Source organism: Streptomyces melanogenes (assembly GCF_014649795.1).
GTDB classification, from domain to species: Bacteria; Actinomycetota; Actinomycetes; order Streptomycetales; family Streptomycetaceae; genus Streptomyces; species Streptomyces noboritoensis.
Genome location: NZ_BMTS01000037.1, coordinates 26,914 through 47,919 on the forward strand (window position 1 = coordinate 26,914; position 21,006 = coordinate 47,919).

General features: G+C 70.9%; 13 protein-coding genes. 7 read left to right on the forward strand and 6 right to left on the reverse strand.

Annotated features, from left to right (window positions below; all coding sequences use genetic code 11):
* Positions 1–17 precede the first annotated feature (17 nt).
* Complete coding sequence (locus IE252_RS39275) at positions 18–2,435, reverse strand: DUF4855 domain-containing protein (protein ID WP_190094292.1); 2,418 nt, start codon at positions 2,433–2,435, stop codon at positions 18–20.
* 407 nt (positions 2,436–2,842) lie between these two features.
* Here IE252_RS39275 and IE252_RS39280 point away from each other — a divergent pair, with 407 nt between their 5' ends.
* The 3 genes from IE252_RS39280 to IE252_RS39290 all read left to right on the forward strand — a co-directional run bounded on the left by IE252_RS39280 (position 2,843) and on the right by IE252_RS39290 (position 7,347).
* A complete protein-coding gene (locus IE252_RS39280) occupies positions 2,843–5,725 on the forward strand; it encodes an MSCRAMM family protein (protein WP_229849096.1) in 2,883 nt (960 codons plus the stop codon).
* Between the two features lie 134 nt (positions 5,726–5,859).
* Positions 5,860–6,348, forward strand: a complete 489-nt coding sequence (locus IE252_RS39285) for a hypothetical protein (RefSeq protein WP_190094294.1) — start codon at positions 5,860–5,862, stop codon at positions 6,346–6,348.
* 120 nt (positions 6,349–6,468) lie between these two features.
* Positions 6,469–7,347: a hypothetical protein gene (locus IE252_RS39290; RefSeq protein WP_190094295.1), complete on the forward strand. Its 879-nt coding sequence runs from the start codon at positions 6,469–6,471 to the stop codon at positions 7,345–7,347.
* A 12-nt stretch (positions 7,348–7,359) separates the two neighbouring features.
* Here the strand turns inward: IE252_RS39290 and IE252_RS39295 are convergent, their stop codons facing one another.
* Positions 7,360–8,691, reverse strand: a complete 1,332-nt coding sequence (locus IE252_RS39295) for a right-handed parallel beta-helix repeat-containing protein (protein WP_190094296.1) — start codon at positions 8,689–8,691, stop codon at positions 7,360–7,362.
* A gap of 106 nt (positions 8,692–8,797) precedes the next feature.
* Between IE252_RS39295 and IE252_RS39300 the strand changes: the two genes are divergently transcribed.
* Entirely contained in the window at positions 8,798–9,886 is a 1,089-nt protein-coding gene (locus tag IE252_RS39300; RefSeq protein WP_229849097.1) for a Dyp-type peroxidase, read from the forward strand.
* A 15-nt stretch (positions 9,887–9,901) separates the two neighbouring features.
* Here the strand turns inward: IE252_RS39300 and IE252_RS39305 are convergent, their stop codons facing one another.
* Entirely contained in the window at positions 9,902–13,009 is a 3,108-nt protein-coding gene (locus IE252_RS39305) for a S8 family serine peptidase (protein WP_190094297.1), read from the reverse strand.
* A 275-nt stretch (positions 13,010–13,284) separates the two neighbouring features.
* Here IE252_RS39305 and IE252_RS39310 point away from each other — a divergent pair, with 275 nt between their 5' ends.
* Both IE252_RS39310 and IE252_RS39315 read left to right on the forward strand, forming a co-directional pair.
* The gene (locus tag IE252_RS39310; RefSeq protein WP_190094298.1) at positions 13,285–13,638 is read left to right on the forward strand and encodes a hypothetical protein; all 354 of its coding nucleotides are present in this window, start codon (positions 13,285–13,287) and stop codon (positions 13,636–13,638) included.
* Between the two features lie 203 nt (positions 13,639–13,841).
* Complete coding sequence (locus IE252_RS39315; RefSeq protein WP_190094299.1) at positions 13,842–14,939, forward strand: PP2C family protein-serine/threonine phosphatase; 1,098 nt, start codon at positions 13,842–13,844, stop codon at positions 14,937–14,939.
* Positions 14,940–15,224: 285 nt separating this feature from the next.
* Here IE252_RS39315 and IE252_RS39320 read toward each other — a convergent pair whose 3' ends face one another.
* The 3 genes from IE252_RS39320 to IE252_RS39330 all read right to left on the reverse strand — a co-directional run bounded on the left by IE252_RS39320 (position 15,225) and on the right by IE252_RS39330 (position 19,633).
* The gene (locus tag IE252_RS39320) at positions 15,225–15,767 is read right to left on the reverse strand and encodes a hypothetical protein (protein ID WP_190094300.1); all 543 of its coding nucleotides are present in this window, start codon (positions 15,765–15,767) and stop codon (positions 15,225–15,227) included.
* A gap of 228 nt (positions 15,768–15,995) precedes the next feature.
* Positions 15,996–19,208: an MSCRAMM family protein gene (locus IE252_RS39325; protein ID WP_190094301.1), complete on the reverse strand. Its 3,213-nt coding sequence runs from the start codon at positions 19,206–19,208 to the stop codon at positions 15,996–15,998.
* 218 nt (positions 19,209–19,426) lie between these two features.
* Positions 19,427–19,633 (reverse strand): hypothetical protein, encoded by a 207-nt coding sequence (locus tag IE252_RS39330; protein WP_190094302.1) that lies wholly within the window; start codon positions 19,631–19,633, stop codon positions 19,427–19,429.
* A gap of 605 nt (positions 19,634–20,238) precedes the next feature.
* On the opposite strand from IE252_RS39330, the gene IE252_RS39335 reads away from it, so the two are divergent.
* Positions 20,239–21,006 (forward strand): uroporphyrinogen decarboxylase/cobalamine-independent methonine synthase family protein (locus IE252_RS39335; RefSeq protein ID WP_308434604.1); only part of this gene is annotated, 768 nt, incomplete at its 3' end.

Below are 21,006 nucleotides of genomic sequence, written 5' to 3' on the forward strand. Positions count from 1 at the left end.
CCGCTGAGCCCTCCGCTTCAGCGAGCCGTGATCTCGCTGACCATGTACCAGCCGTTGGACCCGGGGATCGGCGGCAGAACCGCTCTGACGCCGGTCACCTGGGATCCCCCGGGAAGGGGCAGCGTGGCATGGGGTGAGGCGCCGTCCGCGAGGACGGTGACGGGTCGCTGCTGGCTCCACACGCCGTTCTGGTCGCGCCACATAAGGGCGGGAGAGACCGGCAGGGTGACCCCGTAGGCCTGGTTCTGCCTGGTGAACCAGATGGTGGCCGCCCGTACCGTCCGCGGCACGGCCCAGGTGACCTCGGCCGTGCCGCCGGTGGCGGTGGGGATACCGTCGAGCAGCTGGCCGAACTGAGGCTGGAACTCCGGGGTGACGGCGTTGTTGGTGAGCCGCTCGGAGTTGTCGCCGTAGGCGGTCTGCTGGCCCTGGTTCACCGACGGCTGGGGAGTGATGGTGTACGGCTTGCCCGTGGAGCGGATCTGGCCACCGGAGTCCTTGACCTGGACTTCGTCGAGCAGGCACCAGCCGACGCAGTGGCTCACCACCGTGACGTAGCGCCCGGTGACGCCCGCGAGCTTCATGGAGACCGTTCCCGCCTGCTGGAAGGGCTGGCCCGGTACCGAGTAGGCCGTGCGCAGGGACGCTCCGGACGTGCCCGCGGCCTTCTCCGTCAGAGAGTCGAGTCCGGCCTTGCGGGCGGGCGCGGCTACGCCCACCAGGGCGACTGGGCTGATGGGCCATCCGATGCCCGCCGTCTGGTCGTAGTGGGCGATCAGGGCCACTTCGGAGACGGCGCGCTGCTGACCGAGGTCGACGGTCACGGTGAACAGGCCGCTGTAGAAGTTCCACCCCAGCGCACCCGGCCAGTTCCAGTTCCCGTTGGCCGAGATCTGACCATCCGTCAACTTTCCTTTGGTGAAGCCCAGATGGGTTGAGGCGGTGTCGGCGTACGGACCCTGCTGCACCGTGTAGCTGCTGGTGGACGGCTCTTCGGTGACGCCGTTGCCGATCAGGGGAACGATGTAGCGGGCCGCGACGAGGCGCGTGATGTTGGGCCAGTCGCTGCCCGGCTCGCGGGTGAGGGTGATGGTCAGCCGGGAGACGGTGCTGTCTCCGGCCGGGGAGAGGGCCAGGGGGACACCGACCTGCTGGTAGGGCGGCATCTCGGCCGAGCCGGTGCGCTGGCCGAAGGAGGTGCGGGTGCCCCCCGGGCCGTCGACCCTGACGGTGAGGCGGCCGCGCCACGGCTGGGCGGAGTCCCGGTCCTTGAAGTCCATGCGCAGTGCCCACAGGTCGATCGGCGCGGGCGGGGTCCACTGCACTACGCGGGTGCCGTTCGGCTGGTCCTGGACCGGCCACGGCAGCCCGATCTCCAGGTTCGCGATGGTCTGGCCGGCCAGATAGTCGGCGAGGTCCTGGTAGCACCACCAGCGGTCGCCGGCCGCGGCGGTCTGGGTGGTGATCAGGTCGAACATGTCGTCCTGGAGACCGGTGAAGAACACCTGCGGGTACGCGTCCGCGCCGGTGTCGTGGGCCACCGCCAGGTACTGGCGCGAGGCCCAGGTCTCCAGCTGGGTCTCGCCCGCCGTGCTGGCCTCGTACTCGAACGACTGCGAGCGCTTGACGGCCTCCGTGCCCACCGCGTACAGCCGGCCGCCGTTGGCCTCGCCGCCGTACTGGGGCGACCGGAACACCTGCCCCGGCTGGACGTTGACGACGTCGAAGCCGTACGACGCGGCGTCCCAGGCGTGCGGGGTGCCGTAGACGGGTACCCAGACGGTCTTCATCCCCCGGCTGTGCGCGTCCGCGTTCAGCTGCTTGGCGAAGGTGGTGTCGCCGGTCGCATCGATGAGTTCCTCGCGGTGGTAGTAGGCGCCGAACAGCGTCAGACGCTGCCAGTGGGCGGCCTGCGCGCGGGACTTGACCTGGTCCAGGTACCAGTCGGCGGCCTGGACGCGCTGGCTCTGCACTCCCAGGTCCAGCGTGCCGGAACGGCCCGGCAGTTTGAGGCTGTGGTTGCCCGGGTCGAGCCAGGGGAGGGTGATCGACACCTGCAGGGGCGCGGGCGGCGCACCGTGGGCTTTGGTCAGGGCGATGGCGGCGGAGTCCAGGCGGGCGGCGTCGGCGAAGGCGGTGTCGAGGATTCCGGCGAGCTCGTCACCGGTGAACCTGCCGTACATCAGGTCCTTGCCGTGGTAGTCGACGGCGGTGATCACCGCCGCGTCGAAGAGCCACTGGCCGCTGAAGCCGCCGTTCGGCCCGACACGCATGAGGTGCTTCTGCCACTGGGCGTCGGTCCGGCTGTCGTCGTGGTAGACGAGCAGGGAGCGCTTCCACTGCGCGGCGATCGCCGCACGGGCCGGCGCCGCGGAAATGAGCAGGGTCAGGGCCAGCGCGCTCAGGACGGCGGCCATCAGGCGGCGAAGGGGCATCACGCCAACTCTCCTGTGGAGGGGGGACCTGCGGGGCAGGGGCCCATGGGCGTTCCCACTCCTGGGAGCTTTATAACGACTCGTCAGCTCGTAGTCGACGCGCCCGGCCGTTCCCCGCCCGGGCGCGCTCGACGCCTCCCCGGTCGCCCGGCTGACGGTCACTCAGCTGGACGGTTCGGCGTTGCGGTGCGGTCTGCTCCATCAGGGTGTAGCGGCAGGCGCCATCCTCTGTACCCACCGGCGCGCCTGGGGCCTCGAGCGCCCCCTGCCGTGTGTCACTTCCTGTTGCCGACCGCAAGTAGACGGTAGGCGCGCGGAAAGGAGCGATGATCAGATTGGGTAGCAACCCTACCAACGGTGAAGACGTGTCGCCCAGCCGACTGAGGTCAGCGGCTCGTACGGCATCGGTGACGGCACTCACGCTCGCGACCATCACGGCCGGCCTCACCCCGGCCTTCGCGGCTACGCACGACAAGTCGGCCCCTGGCGACGGCACCGTGAAGGTGCGCGTCATCCGCGAGGTGAACGCCAACGGCACCTGGGACCAGGTCCTGGAGCCGGGCATGAACAGCGTGCAGGTGAAGCTGACCGACGACGCCGGGAACACCATCACGGGCCAGACCGGTGCCGACGGCACGTTCACCTTCAACCCGGCCAGCAGCGGCCTGACGGGCAGCAGGTACCGCGTCGAGGTGCTCAACCCCAAGCCGGGCGTGCTGTACCCGGCGTTCGCCTCGCGCCAGGGCCTGCTGGCCGCCAACCCGACCTCTCTCACCAGTGCTGAGGAGTTCGTCGACGTCTCGGGCGGCAACAACGTCGAGATGACGACGGGCTTCTGGAACCCGGCCGACTACTGCCAGAAGAACGCGCCGCTGGTGACGGCGTGCATCCGCAACGACATCCAGGGCGGCACCAACAACGCCACCAACACGCTGCGGACCTTCGCGTACAACCAGCGTGGTACGGACATGACCACCGGCATCACGCCGCTGGCGGACAAGACCGACACCGGCGCGCTGTACGGCATCGGCTACAGCAAGCAGAAGAAGTGGATCTTCAGCGGGGCGATGGCGTTCCGCGGGTCGAACTACGGTCCGGGCAAGCAGGGCGGCATCTACCTGACCGACCGCGCGACCGGTGCGACGTCGCTGTTCACCACCGTGCCCAACGCGGGGACCACCGAGCACAACATGGCGATCCCCACCCAGGACAACACCTTCATGCCCGCGGTGGGCAAGGAGTCGCTGGGCGATGTGGAGGTCTCCGAGGACGGCAAGGAGCTTTACGTCGTCAACCTGAACGACAAGAAGCTGTACGTCTACGACGCCACGCAGAAGACTGCGGCCGCCCCGAAGGCGTCGTACGCCATTCCCGACCCGGGCTGTCCGTCGGCGGACGACTGGCGCCCGTACGGGCTTGGCGTGCAGGACGGCACCGTCTACGTCGGCGGTGTCTGCTCGGGTCAGTCCACCCAGAAAAAGTCCGACATGCGGGCCGTGGTGCGCACCTTCGACCCCAAGGCGGGCGCTTTCGGTTCCGTGATCCTGGACCAGAAGCTGGACTTTCCGCGCGCGAACACCTTCCAGTCGGCGGCTCCCTGCACGGGCGGCAGCTGGTACCCCTGGAACGACACGATTCCCAAGACGCAGGACGGCAAGTCCTGCGGCTTCGGCTTCTACGCCAACCCCATGCCGATCCTGTCGGACATCATCGTGGAGACGGATGGCTCGCTGGTCCTGGGCTTCCGTGACCGGCTGGCCGACATGGGCGGAGACATCGCGAACAACGACACCTCGGGTGTCGGTGGCGGCCTGCGCCCGGCGCCTGGCGGTTCGCTGAGCAAGGCCTGCCCGGACGCGAACGGCAACTTCGTCATGGCCGAGAACGGCGGCTGCGGCTTCACGCTGCCGACCAACCCGAACCCGGCCAGCACCCAGTACGGGTTCTACGACACCCGCACCTACTGGGAGCACGGCAACGGCTTCTACGGCGGTGCGGCGCTGTCCAAGGTCGAGGACACCATCGCTTCGTCCGCCGTCGACCCGGCCGCCCAGATCTTCACCAACGGCACGGCCTGGGCCAGGCGCGACGGCGGCCAGACCCCGCTGGGCGGCGCGCCCAACCAGAAGGGCTTGGCGGAGTCGACCAGCTTCGGCAAGGCCAGCTCGATGGCCGACATCGAAGTGATGTGTGACGAGGCACCGATCCAGATCGGCAACCGCGTCTGGTACGACAACAACAAGAACGGTATCCAGGACCCGACCGAGAACCCGGTCGGCGGGGTGACGGTCAACCTGTACGACGAGAGCGGCAAGCTGGTCGCCACCACCAAGACCACCAGCCGCGGCGAGTACTACTTCGACAGCATCACCGACGGCCTGAAGACCGAGACCAAGTACACGATCAAGCTGGACAACCCGGCGGACTACGCGGCGGGCGGCCCGCTCAACGGCTGGACCGCCACCCAGAACGACGCCGGTGGCAACCGCTACATCGACAGCAACGGCATCGTCCCGTCCGGCGGGCAGTTCCCGGAGTACAGCTTCACCACCGGGACCGCGGGCCAGGACAACCACACCTACGACTTCGGCTTCACCAAGCCGAACGGCGAGGTGCGGGTACTGAAGGTCGACGCCAAGACGGGTCAGCCCATCGCGGGTGCCGAGTTCCAGCTGTGGATGGAGAGCAACAACCAGTCCGGCCTCCAGACGGACGGCGCCACCCCCGACACCAAGATCGACCAGCCCGTGACCACCGACGGCAACGGCGCCGCCAAGATCACGCAGCAGGCGCTCGGTTCGTACTACTGGCAGGAGACCAAGGCTCCGGCCGGGTACGACCTGCCGAACCCCGCGGTCTTCGGGCCCCTGGACCTGACCAACGCCAACTTCCGCGACGGTGTGACCGTGACCGTCAAGGACGAGCCGGTCACCCCGCCGCCGGTCCTCGGTGAGGTGCAGGTCGTCAAGGTCGACCAGGACGGCAAGCCGCTGCCCGGCGCCGAGTTCCAGCTGTGGCGCGAGACCAATGGCACGGACGGCCTGCAGATGACCGGCATCAACGCCGACACCACGGTCAGCGGGACGATCGTCACCGGCCCCGACGGCATCGCCAAGATCTCGGGCCAGCCGATGGGCACCTACTACTGGCAGGAGACCAAGGCTCCGGCCGGGTACGACCTGCCGAACCCGGCGGTCTTCGGGCCCCTGGAGCTGAAGCCCGCTCTCCGGGCACGGCACCTCCACGAGCGCCACCGCGCGCCCATGGCCAAGGTCGAGGCCGGCGAGTAGCCGAACACTCCACTGGTAGTGCGGTGGACCAGCCGACGGCCGGCTCCGGCCGGCCGCGCTCCCCGCGCCCCTTCCGGGGCGCGGGGACCCACCGCGCTCGCACCAGCCCCCTCAGAAAGGAACCCCCCACATCAATGTCACGTACTCCTTCCTCCCCCAGCGCGAACGGTAGACGTGGCCGCTCGCTGGCCGCCCGGTCGCTGGCCACCGCAGGCATCGCCGTCGCCGCCGTGGCGGGCGTCGCCGCACCGGCCATGGCCAACGACGGCGGGAACCACGCCGCCCTGAGCCTCGACCGTGCGGTCCCGCACAACGGTCCGGTCAGCGGCACCGGCCAGGCCCACCACCAGGTGACCGTCTCGAGGGCCAACGGTGACGTGCTCTGCCACGCCGTCGTGGGTGCGGACCGCACCTGGTCCTGCCTCCCCGAGGACGGCCTGCCCGCCGGGCACGCCTTTCTGAAGGCCCGCGACGACGTCACCATGATGGCGACCCCCATGGTCTCCGTGACCGTCGTCAACACCAAGACGGTCCCGGTGGCCGACCCCGCCATCGCCGCGGGCGCGGCCCTGGCGGTCATCGGCGCCGCGGCCCTGTGGTACCGCCGCCGGGCCGAGCAGTAGGGCAGCACAGCGGTAAGGCAGGACCGAACACCGACGGCGGGCGGTGGGCTCTCTTCCAGGGCCCGCCGCCCGCCGCCGCGCGCCCGCAGGCACGTGCAGGTACACCCGTCCATGAAAGGCATGTCCACGATGTTCGAGAAGACCCGTGTCCGCCGCCTCGTACCCCGTACGAAGGCGGGTCTGGCCGCGGTGACCATGGCTCTGCTCGCCGCCGTCGCGGGGACGGCGGCGCTGACCGGGGGAGGGGAGGACTCACGGCCGGTGACCCTGGAGGAGGCCGAGCGGCTGGCCGCGGTCCGCTTCCACGCGTACGAAGCCGGTCCGACGAGAGTCGAGGTGAGCGTGCCCGGCGGCACGGGCGACACGGTCGTCGACGGGGTGGTGGACTACCGGGCCCACCGTGCCGTGGGGGGCTACGCCACCAGCGGGGCGGGACCCGCGCAGCACGGCATGCTCGCCTGGGACGCCACCGGCCTCGCCGTGGCCGTCGGGCCGGCGGTGAAGGGGGCCGCGGCCGTGCGGGGGAGCGGGGCGCTGCGCGCGGCGGAGCGTCTGTCCTCCAGGGACTGGTCCCCCCGGGCGTATTCGAGCGACCCGCTGGACGTCGTGCTGCACGTGATGATGGTCCTGGGCCAGGACCGTCCGGACAACGCCCAGCTGCTGGCGCAGGGCGGGGCGCGACGGCTGGGACAGCGCACCGAAGGCGGCGTGACGTACACCCTGTTCACGGGACCCCGGCCGCAGCGCGACAAGGACGGCGGCACGAGGGGCGGCCGGAAGGGTGCTTCCCCGGCGCCCGACCGCCCCGCCACGTCGCCCCTGACGTACTGGCTGGACGGCCAGGACCGGCTCGGCCGCCTTGAGGTCCGGCTCGCGTCGCTGCCGCGCCCCGCCCGGGTGGACTTCAAGGACAGCGACACGAAGTGGAAGCTGCCCCAAAAGCCCTGGCAGGGCCTGATGCCCGGTGCGCCCCGGGCGCCCGGAGCGGCGCGCACCTGACCCGCTCGGGGGTCAGGGGAGCGGGTAGCGGGCCGGGTCCACCCGGCCCGGGAGCCCGACGGCCGGGCGTGCGGGGGCGTGCGGCGCGTTCGGCAGGCCGGGCTGGGCCGGGGGAGCGGGCACGTCCCGGAAGGAGACGCCCGGCGGGACGGGGACCGCGCGCGGCTGTCCGGGCGAGGCCAGGGCCGTGTCGCCGCCCGGGCAGGTGGTGAGGGCGGAGGGGAGCCTGTCGGGGCTGGTGGGGACGGAGTCGCCGTTGCCGGTGAAGCAGTTGCCGCCGGTGCGCGCCGCCTGGACGACGAGGCCGAGCTGACCGTCCTCCAGGATGTTGGAGCGGATCACATTGCCCTGCACGGGGTAGCCCTGCTCATCCTGGAGGACGAATGCGGCCCGGCTGTTGCCCTGGACGCGGTTGCGCTCGAAGAGGTTGTTCGTCCCTCCGCCGATGCCGACCCCGAGACCGAAGCCGCCGTCGGCCTGCTCGGGGCTGCGGGCCTCGTTGTTGTCGGCGATCAGGTTGGCGGCGATCACGGCTTGGTGCTGCGGCCCCAGCGCCTCCAGGTTGTTGGACTGGACCGTCATCCCGACCCGGTTGCGGCGCACGGTGTTGCCGAGGAAGTACAGCCCCCGCGAGGCGTTGGTCACCTCGATGCCGACCGCGTTGTGCTCGGTGGTGTTGTGCGCGACCAGCGTGTTGCACGGGTCGCACTGGCCCACGTAGATCCCGGAGTCGGCCTGGCCGGAGCCGTAGGAGTGCTCGATGACCCCGTCGCGTGCGTCGAAGGCGTAGATTCCGTACAAGGCGTTGTCGTACGCGGTGACGTAGGAGGCGCGGAAGCCGCGCAGAGCGGGGAACTTGGCGGTGTCCAGGGGGTTGTAGCCGGAGCCGCCCGCCCCCGCGCCCTGCAGGGTCTTGTCGGTGACGCCGGTGAACAGCACCCCGTTGGCGAGGTTGTTGCGCACCGTCAGGTTCTCCACCACCGACGCGGCGCCGGTCACCGTGATGCCGTTGGACCGCTTGAACTCGCCGTCCACCACGACCGTGTTCCGGTCGGCGCCCCGCAGGACGACGCGGGGGGTGCGCAGTTGGACGCTCTCGCGGTAAACACCCGAAGAGACCAGCACCATGTCGCCCGATCGGGCGACATCCACGGCCTTCTGAATGGTCCCGTACTGCTCGGGGACGCGCAGCACGGCCGGTGGACCGCTGGGCCCCGGACGGTCGTCCGAGCCGCCACCGCCGCATCCGGCCAGCGCGGCCAGGAGCCCTGCGGCCAGGCACACCCGGCCCAACGATCCGATGGGTACGCGCCGTTCGCGGCGTTTCGCGGCAAGAGTTCGCATGGCGGCAAGGTGTACCGTCGGGGCCGTCGCCACGGCTCAGGCTGGCCGCCCCCTGCACATGTGCCGGTCCGCGGGGCGATCGCCGCGCGAGGAACTTGGAGTACCGGTGACGGCCACACCCCCCTCCGGCGGGCCCGTGCCCGGTCGCCGCGCCGTGCTCGCCGCCCTGGCCGCGGGCGCCGCCGGAGCCTGCGCCAGACCCGCCCTCCCCCCGCAGGGCGCCGACCGCGAACACCCCGACCCCAAGGCCGCGCCCCGCCCGGCCGCCCGCAGGCCCGGCGTCGACGACCCCCCGCCGCGCCACGCCCTGGTGGCGGCCTACGACCTCGCCGAGGGCTTGCGTAACCGTGCCGGTGCCGCGCACCTGCGCCGCGCGCTGATGGCCTGGTTGGGGATCCGCCTCCCGGGCGGAGCCACTCTCACCCTCGCGGCCGGGCCCGGTCTGCTGCCCGCACTCGGTCTGCCCGCCCCGGCCGCACTGCGGGCCGTCCCGCCCTTCCCGGGCGAGCGGCTCGATGCGCGGCGCGGCGGCGGGGACGTCCTGGTGCAGCTGTGCGCGGACGACCCCGACGCGCTCGGGCGCGCCGCCGACCGGCTCGGCCCCCTCGCGGTGGGCGCCTTGCGCCCCCGCTGGAGCGAGCGCGGCTTCCTGCCCGGGCACACGCCCGGCGAGACGCCCCGCAACCTCTTCGGCTTCAAGGACGGCACGGAGAACCCGGCACACGGGGAGCTGGGCCGCTGGGTGTGGAACCCCGACGACAGCACCTATCTCGTCTACCGCCGCATCCACATGAACGTTCCGGACTTCACCGCACTGCCGCTCGGGCGCCAGGAACAGGTCATCGGACGCCGCCGCGCCACCGGCGCCCCCCTGACCGGCCATCACGAGCACGACACCGTGGACCTCTACGCCAAGACACCCGAGGGCCGGTACGTCATCCCCGCCGACGCCCATGTGCGGGTGGCCCACTCCCGCCTCGACGGCGGAGCCCGCATGCTGCGCCGCGGCTACTCGTACGACAACGGGCCCGGTGACCGGGGCCTGCTCTTCCTCGCCTACATGCGTGACCCCGCCCTCTTCACCCGCGTGCAGCAGCGCCTGAGCGAGAGCGATGCGATGCGCGCCTTCATCGAACACCGCGCGTCGGCGGTGGGCTACGTCCTGCCCGCCGACCACCCGCTGGTGCGTGCCTGATCCGCCGCGGCCCCCTCACGCTGTTCCACGCCATGGACACACCGTCAGGAGGGTGCGGCCCGCGCCCTCGGCGGCGCCCTCGCTGTAGTCGATCACGCCGAAGTAGCACCGCCGCGGCTGGAGCCTCCTCCAGGCCACGGTGATGTCGGTCCGGTCGCCCGCGGCCACGTAGTGGGACGAGGGGGTCACGGTGGCCGCGGCGGTGGTTTCGTCCGGGCCCACCAGCCAGGTGTGGAGGGTGAACGGCAGGGCGGCCGACGGGTCCAGCGCGCCCCACTGGTTCAGGTACACGTCGTAGTCCCCGGGCTCGGTGAGGACGACGGACTCACCGGAGCCGGCCGACCGGCTGGAAGCGACGGGCTTGCCGCTTCGGTACACGTACAGGTCGATGTCCTGCCCCTCCCGGGACTCCTCTGCCAGCAGGGCCAGGCGTGCCAGCTGGGTGCCCTGGGGCACATGGACGCTCAGCTTCGCCGTCGCCGGGCCCTCGGCGGGCGTGCCGGGACGGAAGTCGTAGTTGGTGCCGGTGAGCCGGCCCATGGTGGCGGTGTCGGGGTACAGGCCCCGCAATCGGGTGCGGAGCTCGCCCTCCCACCCGACCTGCGCCGTCAGCGCCACCGAGCCGTCGGTTCCGACGCCCTTGACCTCGCCGGGCACGGACAACTGGCGCGCCTGTACGGCCAGGGGGCTGCGCACGTGGTGGCGGCCGTGCGCGTCGCTCCAGGTCACCGAGCCGAAGCTCCAGGAGCCGTACACCGCGTCGGTCTGGGTGAAGGCCACGGTGTACCGGGCCGACGCGCCCGGCTCGACCTCCAGGACGTCCGGTGACACCTGCACCCGGAATCCGGCGGGTGCCTGGACGGCGGCCTTGTAGACCGCCTTGGCGGCCCCCACGTTGGTGACAGTACGGGTGACGCTCTGCCGTCCGGTCAGGGCACCGACCGCGATCGAGGGATAGTTGAGATCGCTCCTGTCGATCCTGCTCGCGGCAGCGCACGGGTCGGCACCGGCGGGCCTGGACGGACGGGGGCCGGAGCAGATGAAGTCGGCCCAGTCGGCGGAGGTGGAGTCGTAGACGAGGCCGGGGTCGAGGGCCGCGGCGGCCAGGACGTGGCCGGAGCCGTAGTCGAGCGGGGTGGCGTCCGCGCCGGAGCGCTGGATCGGCCGGTCCTGGTTGTCCGTGGTGTAGGCGGTGGTCATCAGCGCCGACTTCACCGCCATGGGGGACCAGTTTGGGTGCTGGGCCCGGAGCAGCAGGGCGAGGCCCGCGATGTGCGGGGCGGACATCGACGTACCCGACATGAGGCCGAAGCCGCCCGTGAAGGCGCCGTTCGTGCCGCCGGGGACCACACCGGCGGCGATGTCCACACCCGGCGCCGTGAGATCGGGTTTGAGTAGGTCGCCGCCGGTGAGGGGGTCCGGTCCCGAGGAGGAGAACCCGGCCACCTCCGGGGCCCGCTGAGGGACGCTGCGGGCGGCGCCGAGCCGGGCCGTGGCGCGGGCACCGGCGGCGTACGCCTTGACGGCGGCGCCGTCCGTGGCGTTCACGTGGACGGTGGGCACCGAGTGGCCCTCGGCGACGAGCTCCTGCGCGTCCGCGGTGTTGGCCAGGACCATGGCGACGCCGCCCGCCCGCTTCACCTCGGCGCTCTTCTCGACGCGGGCGTTCTTCCCCCGCGTGCAGATCACGATCTTGCCCCGGACCTTCGTGCGGTCGAGCGTTCTCGCGGCGCAGAGGGTGGCCTGGGCCGGGTCGGTGCCCCTCGCACCCAAAGCGGCGGCATCGGCCAGTGGGGCCGAGGGGACAGCCGGACCGACGCCCGTCCCGCTGAAAGCGGTGCCGTCGCCGAGGGTGAGGGCCGAGCGGTAGCCGGTGTCGCCCAGGGAGGCGGCCACCGTGGTCACCCAGGGCAGCGTGTTCATCACTGTGCCCGGCCCGGCGTTGCCCGCCGAGGCGACGAGGAACACTCCGGCCGCGGCCGCGTTGAACTGGGCGGTGGCCAGCGGGTTGTCCAGGGTGCCCGGCGGAATCCCGATGGACATGCTGATGGCGTCGACACCGTCGGCCACGGCCTTGTCCAGGGCGGCGACCACGTCGACCAGGGAGCAGCTGCCCTCGCCCCAGCACGCCTTGTAGACGGCCAGCCGGGCGCCGGGTGCCATGCCCGAGAGCCTGCCGTCCAGGGGGGTGTGCGCGATGGCCGCCGCGACCGCGTGGTTTCCGACGGCGGTGGTGGCGGTGTGGGTGCCATGGCCCTCCGTGTCCAGCGGGGAGGGCCGGTCGTGCGGGCCGGGCGCGGCCGCCTTGTCGAAGTAGGCGGCGCCGATCACTTTGTTGTTGCAGCCGACCGGGTGGTCCACGTCGGCGCCCGCGTCGCAGTTTCCCCGCCACTTCCTCGCGATGGCCGCGGCGTCGGGGCGGGGACCGGGCAGCGGCTGGAGCATGGGGTTGGCCGGGTCGAAGCCGGAGTCGATGACTCCGAGGATCATGCCCTCACCGGCGCGCTCGGCCCCTCCCGGGAACTTCGACCACAGGCCGCCGTCGCCGGTCAGACCCAGGAAGCGGGGCATGTCGGCGAACGCGGTCACGCCGCCCGCGCCGGGCGCCTGACCGCCCTCGGGCGGGGGAGGGGCCCAGGCGGCCGGAGCCCGTGGGGAAGCCCCGGCAGAGGCCGCGGGCCGGCCGGTCAGTTCGAGCTTCTCGTCGCGCGTCACCGACAGCACACCGGGCCGGGAGGCCAGCCGGGCGGCCTGCTGACCGGTCAGCCGCGCGGCGAATCCGTTGAGCGCGTAGTGGTACGAGTAGAGCACGGTGGGCGCCTTCGCGGCCCCGCCCGTGCCGGACAGCTCCGCGAGAACGCCTTCCCGCCGCCGGTCCAGCCGGGCGACGTACCGTTGTACGGCCTCGGAGCCCGCGTCCAGCCGCTGCCCCCGTGGGGCCCGGGTCCCGTCGTGCGTGGCCACCGGCTCGTCCGCCAGCCGGACCACATAGGCGCCGTCCCGGTAGCCCTTCCCGGGATCGGCCCGCCCGGGGTCGGCCATGGCCGACCCCGGGCCCGTGACGAGCACGCAGGTCATGACCACGGGCAGGACAAAGGCGCTGCGGCCCTTCTGGCGTGTCATCACCAGGGCTGGCTTCCCCGGCCCGTGCGATTCGTCCCGCACACCGCGAGGTATCGCCCGTTCGACCGCATTCCCCACGCGTGCGGAGCAAGGCGGCGCCGTTGCCGGGCGGAGTGCCGGGCCCGGCCGGGGAGCGACCGCTGCGCCGCTTGCCCGTGCAGCCTCGCCCGATAGGTGCAATTAACGGAATCACCGACATGAATCCTTGCCCGGGCCGCAATGAATATTTCCCAATGGGCTGCGGGAATAGCCCACCAAACCGAAAGGACCTATTGATGTTGCGAGGAAAGCGAGTTCTCGGCGCGGGCGTGCTGGCGCTGGCCCTGGCCTCCGGATTCGGCGGTGCCGCCCATGCCGCCACCGGTGGGCCCTCGACCCCGGCGCCACGTGCGGTCCCCGCTGGCTACGAGGTCGTGTCGGTCGACTTCACCAACGTTCCCAACGGCGAGCTGCGCATCGCATGCTGCCCCGCGGGCAAGGTTGCCACCGGCGGTGGCGTCGACGTCGGCAGCAGCCCCACCGTCGCGAACACGACCCCCTTCGTGGAGAACGGTATGGCGACCGGCTGGCAGGGGGCTCCCCGAGGCGACGCCGCCAAGATGACCGTGTGGGTCGTCTGCGTCAGCTGACGCAACCGCACAGGCCCGGTACGGCGGGCCGCTTCCTCCGCACCCCCGCCCGGCGTCGCTGCGCCTGGCGGGGGTGGGGTGGTTTGCCACCGGGGCCCGGACAGCGGTGTGTACACGGACGGGCCGCAGGCGTGCGGGACGAGAAGAGCGGCTCTGGGAGCGCTCCGGCGGCGTGAGGCGGCGCCGACGAAGGGACACAGGCGGTGGAACGGGCGGGTACACCGAGGCGGCGCTGGACCACCGTGGCGGCGCTCCTGATGCTGCTGGCGTGTGTGGCGGCCGTGGAGCTCCTCACCCCCCGAGAAGTGCACGTGATCCTCATGGCCGGCGTGGTGCCGGTCCTGGCGGCACTCCTGTTGTCGCTGCGCGACACCGTGCTCTTCGCCACGTTGACCTGGGGCGTGATCGCCGCGGTCTATGCGACCCGGGTGGCGGGCGAGGCCATGGCGAGCGAGGGTTTCGCGGGGGTGATCGCCGGATCCTCGCTGTGCCTGCTGGGGGTACTCGTGGCGCAGTGGGACGCCGAGCGGCAGACCCGCCTCGAGCGGGCCCGCTCGACCGCCGAGATGGTCCAGCTCGCCCTGCTGCGGCCGCTTCCGCTGCGGACGGCGCTGGTCGACGTGTACGGGATCTACCTCGCCGCCGACGAGTACGCACGGGTCGGCGGAGACCTCTACGAAGTGATCGACTCGCCGTTCGGCACCCGGCTGCTCATCGGGGACGTACGGGGCAAGGGCCTGGAGGCCGTCAACGCCGGCTCCGCGGTCCTCAGCGCGTTCCGGGTGGTGGGCTACGAGGAACCGGACCTGGTCCGCCTGACCGAACGCATGGAGTCGATGCTCGACCGGTACAACAGGTACGCCCTCGACATCGGCCAGGAAGAACGGCACGTCACCGCTCTTCTGGTGGAGTACAGCCCGCAGGGCCGGGTGTCCTATGTCAACTGCGGCCACCTGGAACCGTTCGTGTCGGGCGCGTTCGGCGCCTTCGAGATCGGCCTCGGCGAGCCCGGTCTGCCGCTGGGGCTGGGGGGCCTGATCGACGAACCCGGCTGGCAGGCGGTGGACACCGCGCTTCCGCCCGGGGCGTCCCTGGTGCTGGTCACCGACGGCGTCACCGAAACCCGCGGCCAGAGCGGTGACTTCTACCCGCTGGCGCAGCGCCTGCGCAGGTGGAGCGGTCTTGCTCCGGCGGCACTCGCTCGCACGGTCGCGCGGGATCTCGTCTCGTACGCCGGCGGGCGGTTGCAGGACGACGCGGCGATTTTGGTGGTGCACCCGCAAAAGACGGGCGGACGCTGACCGTACCCTGGCCGTCCTGACTGCCCTGCGACCACGAGGCACCAGGGCCGCGGGCGGAGAGCCTCCGCTGTCCGGCTCGCGCCTGGGCAGTCGGCGGAGGCAGCCGCGATAGCGTGCCTTCCCGGTCCTCGCTGAGGGCCGTTTCACGGCGATGGCCCCTGTCTCCCGGCGGCGGCAGGGACCATCACCGTTCTCTCCGGAGGGGAGCGCCAGGTATATTCGGCGGACCACTCCGTGGCCCCGGCTGACTGCCGAGCGGGGCCCTACGAGCCGGGTGCCAGGAAGTCAGGAAGTACAGAGCAGGCCGATCCTCAGATCGACCTGGTTGTTGCCCGGGCTGTAGTCGTTCGTGGTGATCACGGCCTTGCCGCCCGGCAGGAGAATGCCGCCCGGCAGGGTCTCCGGGGTGTAGTCCGGGTTGTCCCCGTTGTAGCGCAGGCCCACCTGTACTGACTTGGTGTCCCCGATGGTCACGATATGGCAGGTGGCGGACGTCTTGGTGAACTGGCATGAACTCGCAGTGCCCACCTGAGGCTGGGTGATCGAGGTGAAGTCCACGCCCCGGGGTGCGTTGATCTGCACGTCGAACGTCGGAACACCGGTGTACGGGTTCATCTGCTTGACCCCGAAGTCCAGGTTCAGGGTCCCGGTTCCGTCCGTCTCGTTCAGCAGGGCGGGAGCCCCCGTCTGCTCGACGAACCAGTCCGTGGGGGGCATGGGTGGCGGGTTCGCCCCGGCGGGCGCAGCGGACAGCAGCCCGGCGCTGAGTACGGCGCCGACCAGCACCCCGAGCCGCCTGGCCGCTCCGGCCCGATTGATTCCTGACACCATCGGTTCCTTTCCCTGGATATGCCAGCGCTGTTCGCCCGCCCCGAAGCGCGGGGGGATCGATGCCTGGATGTGGAACAAGCGGATCATCGGACCTCGTATCCCGCTGGCTGGGCGGAGCCGTTCGGGCTCTCCGCGATCTGTGATCTCGCGGTCGGTAGACGTCCGTGCCCCCGGTAAGCGGATGCCCCCAGGGGGCACGGACGTTCGACGGAAGGCGGAAAGGGGTCAGTGACGTGGCCGCCCCTTGCCCTTGCCCTTTCCGTTCTCACCCCGCTTGTTCTTGAGGGTGACCTCGACCCCGTGCCCGGCGTTGTCGGCCGTGACGGTGTACGGGCCGGTGACCGGCTGGGAGGGGAGCCGGTACCCCTCGGGCACCGCGGTCTCGCGCAGGTAGTAGGCGCCGAGCGGCAGATCGGTGAAGGCGCACACGCCCCGCGGGTCGGTGGCGCACGCCGGACCGTGCTTGGTGTCCGGGGTGGTGCCGCCGGTCTGCAACCCGGGCTTGCCGTTGGTCTCCTGCCACAGTTCGAACACCGCGCCCTGGAGTGCCTTTCCGGAGTGCGCGTCCCGCTTGAGGACCTTGATCTTTCCGTGGACCGGTTTGTCGTCGACGTCGATGCAGAGACCGCTCGCGGCATTGTCGGCCGTCAGCTTGAGCGGTCCGAAGACGGCCGGGCTGGGCAGCACATAGCCCGCGGGAGCCTTGGTCTCCTGCCAGTAGTAGGTGCCCAGCGGCAGGTCCTTCGCCTGGCAGAGCCCGTCGGCGCCTGTGGTGCAGGGGTCACCGACCTTGGTGTCGGGGGTGTCCCCGCCCGTCTGCGGCCCGTCCTGTCCGTTGGACTCGCGCCACAGCTGGAAGACGGCTCCGGACAGCGGCTTGCCGGTCGAGGCGTCGCGCTTGTACACACTCACTCCGCCCTGTACGGGACGGTTGTCGACGTCGATGCACAGGCCGTCCGCCGCGTTGGCCTCGGTCAGCTCCAGGGGACCGAAGACGGCCGGGTCGGGCAGCACGTGGCCGTCCGGGGCCTTGGTCTCCTGCCAGTAGTAGGTGCCCAGCGGCAGGTCCTTCACCTCGCACAGGCCGTCCGCCCCCGTGGTGCACGGACCGTCCACCACGGCGTCCGGCGCGGCCCCGTCGGTCTGCAGGCCCGCCTGTCCGTTGGACTCGCGCCACAGCTGGAACACCGCGCCCGCCAGCGGCTTGTTGGTCGAGATTTCGCGCTTGTACACGCTCAGCGTTCCCGTCTTCGCCGGGATGTAGTAGCCGGCGTCGTGGGTGTGGTCGTTGTCGCCCGCCGAACCCGTGGTCAGTTTGTCGATCTGGGTGGCCGGGTCGGGGTTGGAGTCGATGGAGCGGTTGTCGCCCTTGCCCGGTGCCGTGGGGATGAGGTCCTTCGGGGCCGGCTTCTCGGGGATGGCGCTGGTGTCGGCCGTGGTCGCGTCGAACGTGATCTGGTATTCGGTGTGCGGCTTGACCTGGAAGTAGTACTCGCCGCGGTCATTGGTCTTCGTCGTCTCGAGCACGGTGCCGCTCTTGTCGAGCAGTGTCACCGTGGCGCCGGGGATGGGCTCCTCGGTCGGGCCCTGGATGCCGTCGCGGTCGCGGTCGAACCAGACCCGGTTGCCGATCTGGAGGGGGGCCTGGTCACAGAGGAGTTCCAGGTCGCCCAGGCCGTTGGCCTTGCCGAAGGTGCCTTTGCCGCCGTCGACCTGGTAGTCCTCCGAGCCCTTGCCCGTGGTGTTGTCGAACTTGCGGACCCCGCCGGTGAAGATGTCGAGCGGGTCGACGATGGTGGAGACGGTCTTGGTGAAGCGGGGCGCGAAGGCGAGGCCGCCCTGGACCGATTCGGCGAGCTGGCCGAGCGTGGAGTCGTCGTAGTAGTACTCCTTGACCCCGTCCTGCTGCGGCGGCGCGCTGCCGTTGACGAAGTGGTTGGGGCACTCGGGCCCCTCGCTGTCCCACACCCACTCGGCGCCCTTCTTGCACACCCGGGTGATGTCGCCCATGGCGGGGAAGAGGGAGCGCTGGGGAGTGTCGGTCGATCCCTCGGGTGCCAGGGCTTCGTATCCGGCCTGGTCGCCGAGCCGGTCGCGGAAGCCGAGGATCATCGAGCCGTCGCGGTCGAAGACGATGTCGGACAGCAGCGGCTGGGGGAAGTTGGCCTGCTGGAACCACGCCTGCGGGTCCCAGGTCCTGAGCCAGTGCCGCCAGTGGGTGTCGCCCTTGACCGACGAGTAGCCCATGCCCCGCTCGAAGGCGAGGTCGTGGGAGACGACGGTCGAGAACGAGGTGCCGCTCAGTTTCAGCACATACGCGCGCAGGTCCGCGTCCTTCTGCGACGACTCGGCGCTGCACGTGCCGCCCACGTAGAGGGCGCCGTCGTGGAAGCCCAGACCGTACGGGCGCCAGTCGTCCGCGCCGCTGGGGCAGCCGGGGTCGGGGACAGGGATGGTCTGGCTGGGCTGGGCGGGCGGTTTGCCGGGTCCGGCGCCGGTGGTGTCGTAGACGTAGAGGCTCTTGGCCTTGAGCCCCACCGCGTACAGGGTGTGGCCGTCGTCGGCCAGGTCGAGGTCGCCCAGGGCCTCCTTGCCGACCGCGTCGTTGATCTCCAGGGTGTCGCGGGTGAGGTCCGCGGAGTGCTTGGCGTCCCCGGCGTCCGGGACGGTCGCGAACAGCGAGGTCTGCTTGGTCTTGCGGTCCACGACGTAGATGCCGCCGGGGCCGGCGGGTCCGTACGGCATCAGGCGCTTGGTGAGCGCGCCGACGAAGAGCTGGTCGGTGTCGCGCTTGTGGGCGAGGCCGTAGGTGGCGCCGATCTGCTCGAAGGTGGCTTCGTCGGCCGGTGCCGGGCTGTTGCCGGTGCGGTCGTACGGCCAGGACACCAGGGCCTTGGTGCCCACCTCGCCGGGCGCGCCCTGGTGGTAGCAGGGCGTGGCCAGGGTCGGGTTGGCCTGGCAGTAGTCGGCGGGGACGTGGACGCCGGTCACGACCGAGGCGTTCTTGCCCCCGGTCACGTCGACGAACTCGACCAGCGACGAGAGGGACGGGGCGGGCCCGCCCGCCTGCGCCGGGCGCAGGAATGATTTGTCCTTCGGGATGACCGCCTCGACCCGGTAGCGCCCGCCCGTCAGCCCGAGGTCGGCGGGATTGAAGTGGACCTTGCCGTCATCGCCGGTGACCACCGTGCGGGCGGCGCCCGCCGCGTCGGTGATCGTGACGGGGATGCCCCTCTCCCCGACCTCCAGGGCCGGGGTCCAACTCCCGTCGGAGTCCACGTCCCGTACCACCGTGACGTCCACCGTGCCGTCCGCGCGGGCGGCTGCGGTGCTGCTCGAGGGCGCGGCTGCCAGGAGAGGTGCCGCGAGCAGCACGGCGGCGCCGGCGGCCAACCTGTTCCGGTTCCGGGCTCGTAGGAGCCCCGGGGGATGCTTCATGATGTCTCTTTTCCGCCGGTAATACGACGAAAAGAATGAACATCACATCGTGGGGTTATCTCGGGTGACGGGTTCGCGCAAGTCCGACACTCACCCGTCCGCCGGGGCGGATTCACCCGGATTGCCTCGCGCGTCCTTGGCAGGCGGCCCCAGGCCCAGGTGACGCTGGACCGAGCGGCCCGTGGCGACCGGCCGACACGGAATCCCGTCCTTCGCGCCTACGGCCACTCCATTGAGCCGAGACCGTCGCGCTCCCAATCCGTGGTGAGGGCGGCGATCGCGGCCGCGTCTGCTTCGGTCGGCGGCCGGTCGGGCCGGTAGTGCCGGAGTCGGGAGATCTCGGCGTTCCTGTGGCGCTGGCCGTCGGTCAGCGGGATGTCCGTCCTGGCCGGGACCTCGTTACCGCTCAGGTGTTCGTCGGTCATGCGCGAAGGCTAGGCGCGGGACGGCGGCGGAGGCGTGTACCACTATATGGGCATGGGGAATGTTTTGTTCCCTCATGGCCCTTTCATGCCGGAAGGGCCCCACGGCCATGCCAGTCTGCGGGGCCCTTCGGCGACTACGGGGGACGTAGTGTTGTGCTCAACGACGGCGCGGCGGATCGGTTCCGCGCTCCGTTGCGCCGGTCGGGTGCTCCGTCGCAGGCGAACACCCGCCCGACCAGAACCAGGGCTTCCTTTGCATCCACTACGCAAAGCAGGGGTCAGCGCGCCCGATCGATACTGGAACGCCCTGTCGACTCGCTTTACACAATCTGGTGAGATGTAACGGCCGAAGTGTTCCTTGCTGGCGCCCCAAGGGTTACCTGCTGTAATTCTCCTGCCTGTCGGGGGAATTGTCCGGGATCTCCTCAAAGGGGCGCGGTGTGGGTAAGTTCGGCAAGAAAGCCAACCGTTCTTCGGGTTTCGACAGCGATCGGCGAGGTTTTCTCAAGTCCGCCGGTTATGCTGCTGCAGCAACTGGGGCCGTTGCTGTGGGCGGCGGACTTGGATTGGTCGGCGAGGCAGCTGCGGAGAACCGGAATGCGGAAGTGAGGAAGGGACCGTCAAAGGTTTCCCTGCCGACTGAGCCGATCGGCAGCATTCCCCGTCCAGTTCATCTCATTCAGGCGAACAAGGACTTTGCCGAGGGGAGGATCTCCCAGGGGGAACTCGACGAACACCGAGAACTCGCCTTGCGGGACACCATCGAGAAGTTCCTTGCCACGGGTTCGCCGGTGATCACCGACGGCGAGCAGACCAAGCCGAGCTTCGCCACCTACCCCGTCGCCGGGCTGAATCTGAACCCGGGTGGCCAGGTCGTGCCGTTCGCCGACGGGCACACCCGGCAGCTGCCGCTGCTGACTGAGGGGGACTTCCGCTATCAGACGCACGGCGGCGACTACCTGAGGAAGACGCGCGAGCTGCTGCGAACGGTCCGGTCGATGACCGACCTCTCCGTGAAGCAGGCGGTGATCGCGCCGTCCATGCTGAGCATGTTCTACCCCCCTCTGGGCATCAGGGGATACTCCCGGCAGGCATTCCACGACGACCTGGTCGACGAGGCGGCGGCCGACATCCGGGGCTGCCTCGACGGCGGCGCCCACAAGGTGCAGATGGACTTCACCGAGGGCCGGGTCTCGCTGAAGCTCGACCCGGACGGGGGGCTGCTGCGGGACTGGGTCTCCCTGAACAACGAGGTGCTGGACCGGTTCTCCCCCGAGGAGCGGCAGCGTATCGGGGTCCACACCTGCCCCGGCGGGGACTGGGACTCCACGCACAGCGCGGACGTCGACTACCAGAGGTTCCTGCCCAGGTTC

What these genes read in the sequence shown, in the direction of transcription:
- IE252_RS39305 (WP_190094297.1), bottom strand. Translation starts at nt 13,009, where the DNA reads ATGACACGCCAGAAGGGCCGCAGCGCCTTTGTCCTGCCCGTGGTCATG.
- IE252_RS39290 (WP_190094295.1), top strand. Translation starts at nt 6,469, where the DNA reads ATGTCCACGATGTTCGAGAAGACCCGTGTCCGCCGCCTCGTACCCCGT.
- IE252_RS39295 (WP_190094296.1), bottom strand. Translation starts at nt 8,691, where the DNA reads ATGCGAACTCTTGCCGCGAAACGCCGCGAACGGCGCGTACCCATCGGA.
- IE252_RS39275 (WP_190094292.1), bottom strand. Translation starts at nt 2,435, where the DNA reads ATGCCCCTTCGCCGCCTGATGGCCGCCGTCCTGAGCGCGCTGGCCCTG.
- IE252_RS39325 (WP_190094301.1), bottom strand. Translation starts at nt 19,208, where the DNA reads ATGAAGCATCCCCCGGGGCTCCTACGAGCCCGGAACCGGAACAGGTTG.
- IE252_RS39285 (WP_190094294.1), top strand. Translation starts at nt 5,860, where the DNA reads ATGTCACGTACTCCTTCCTCCCCCAGCGCGAACGGTAGACGTGGCCGC.
- IE252_RS39330 (WP_190094302.1), bottom strand. Translation starts at nt 19,633, where the DNA reads ATGACCGACGAACACCTGAGCGGTAACGAGGTCCCGGCCAGGACGGAC.
- IE252_RS39310 (WP_190094298.1), top strand. Translation starts at nt 13,285, where the DNA reads ATGTTGCGAGGAAAGCGAGTTCTCGGCGCGGGCGTGCTGGCGCTGGCC.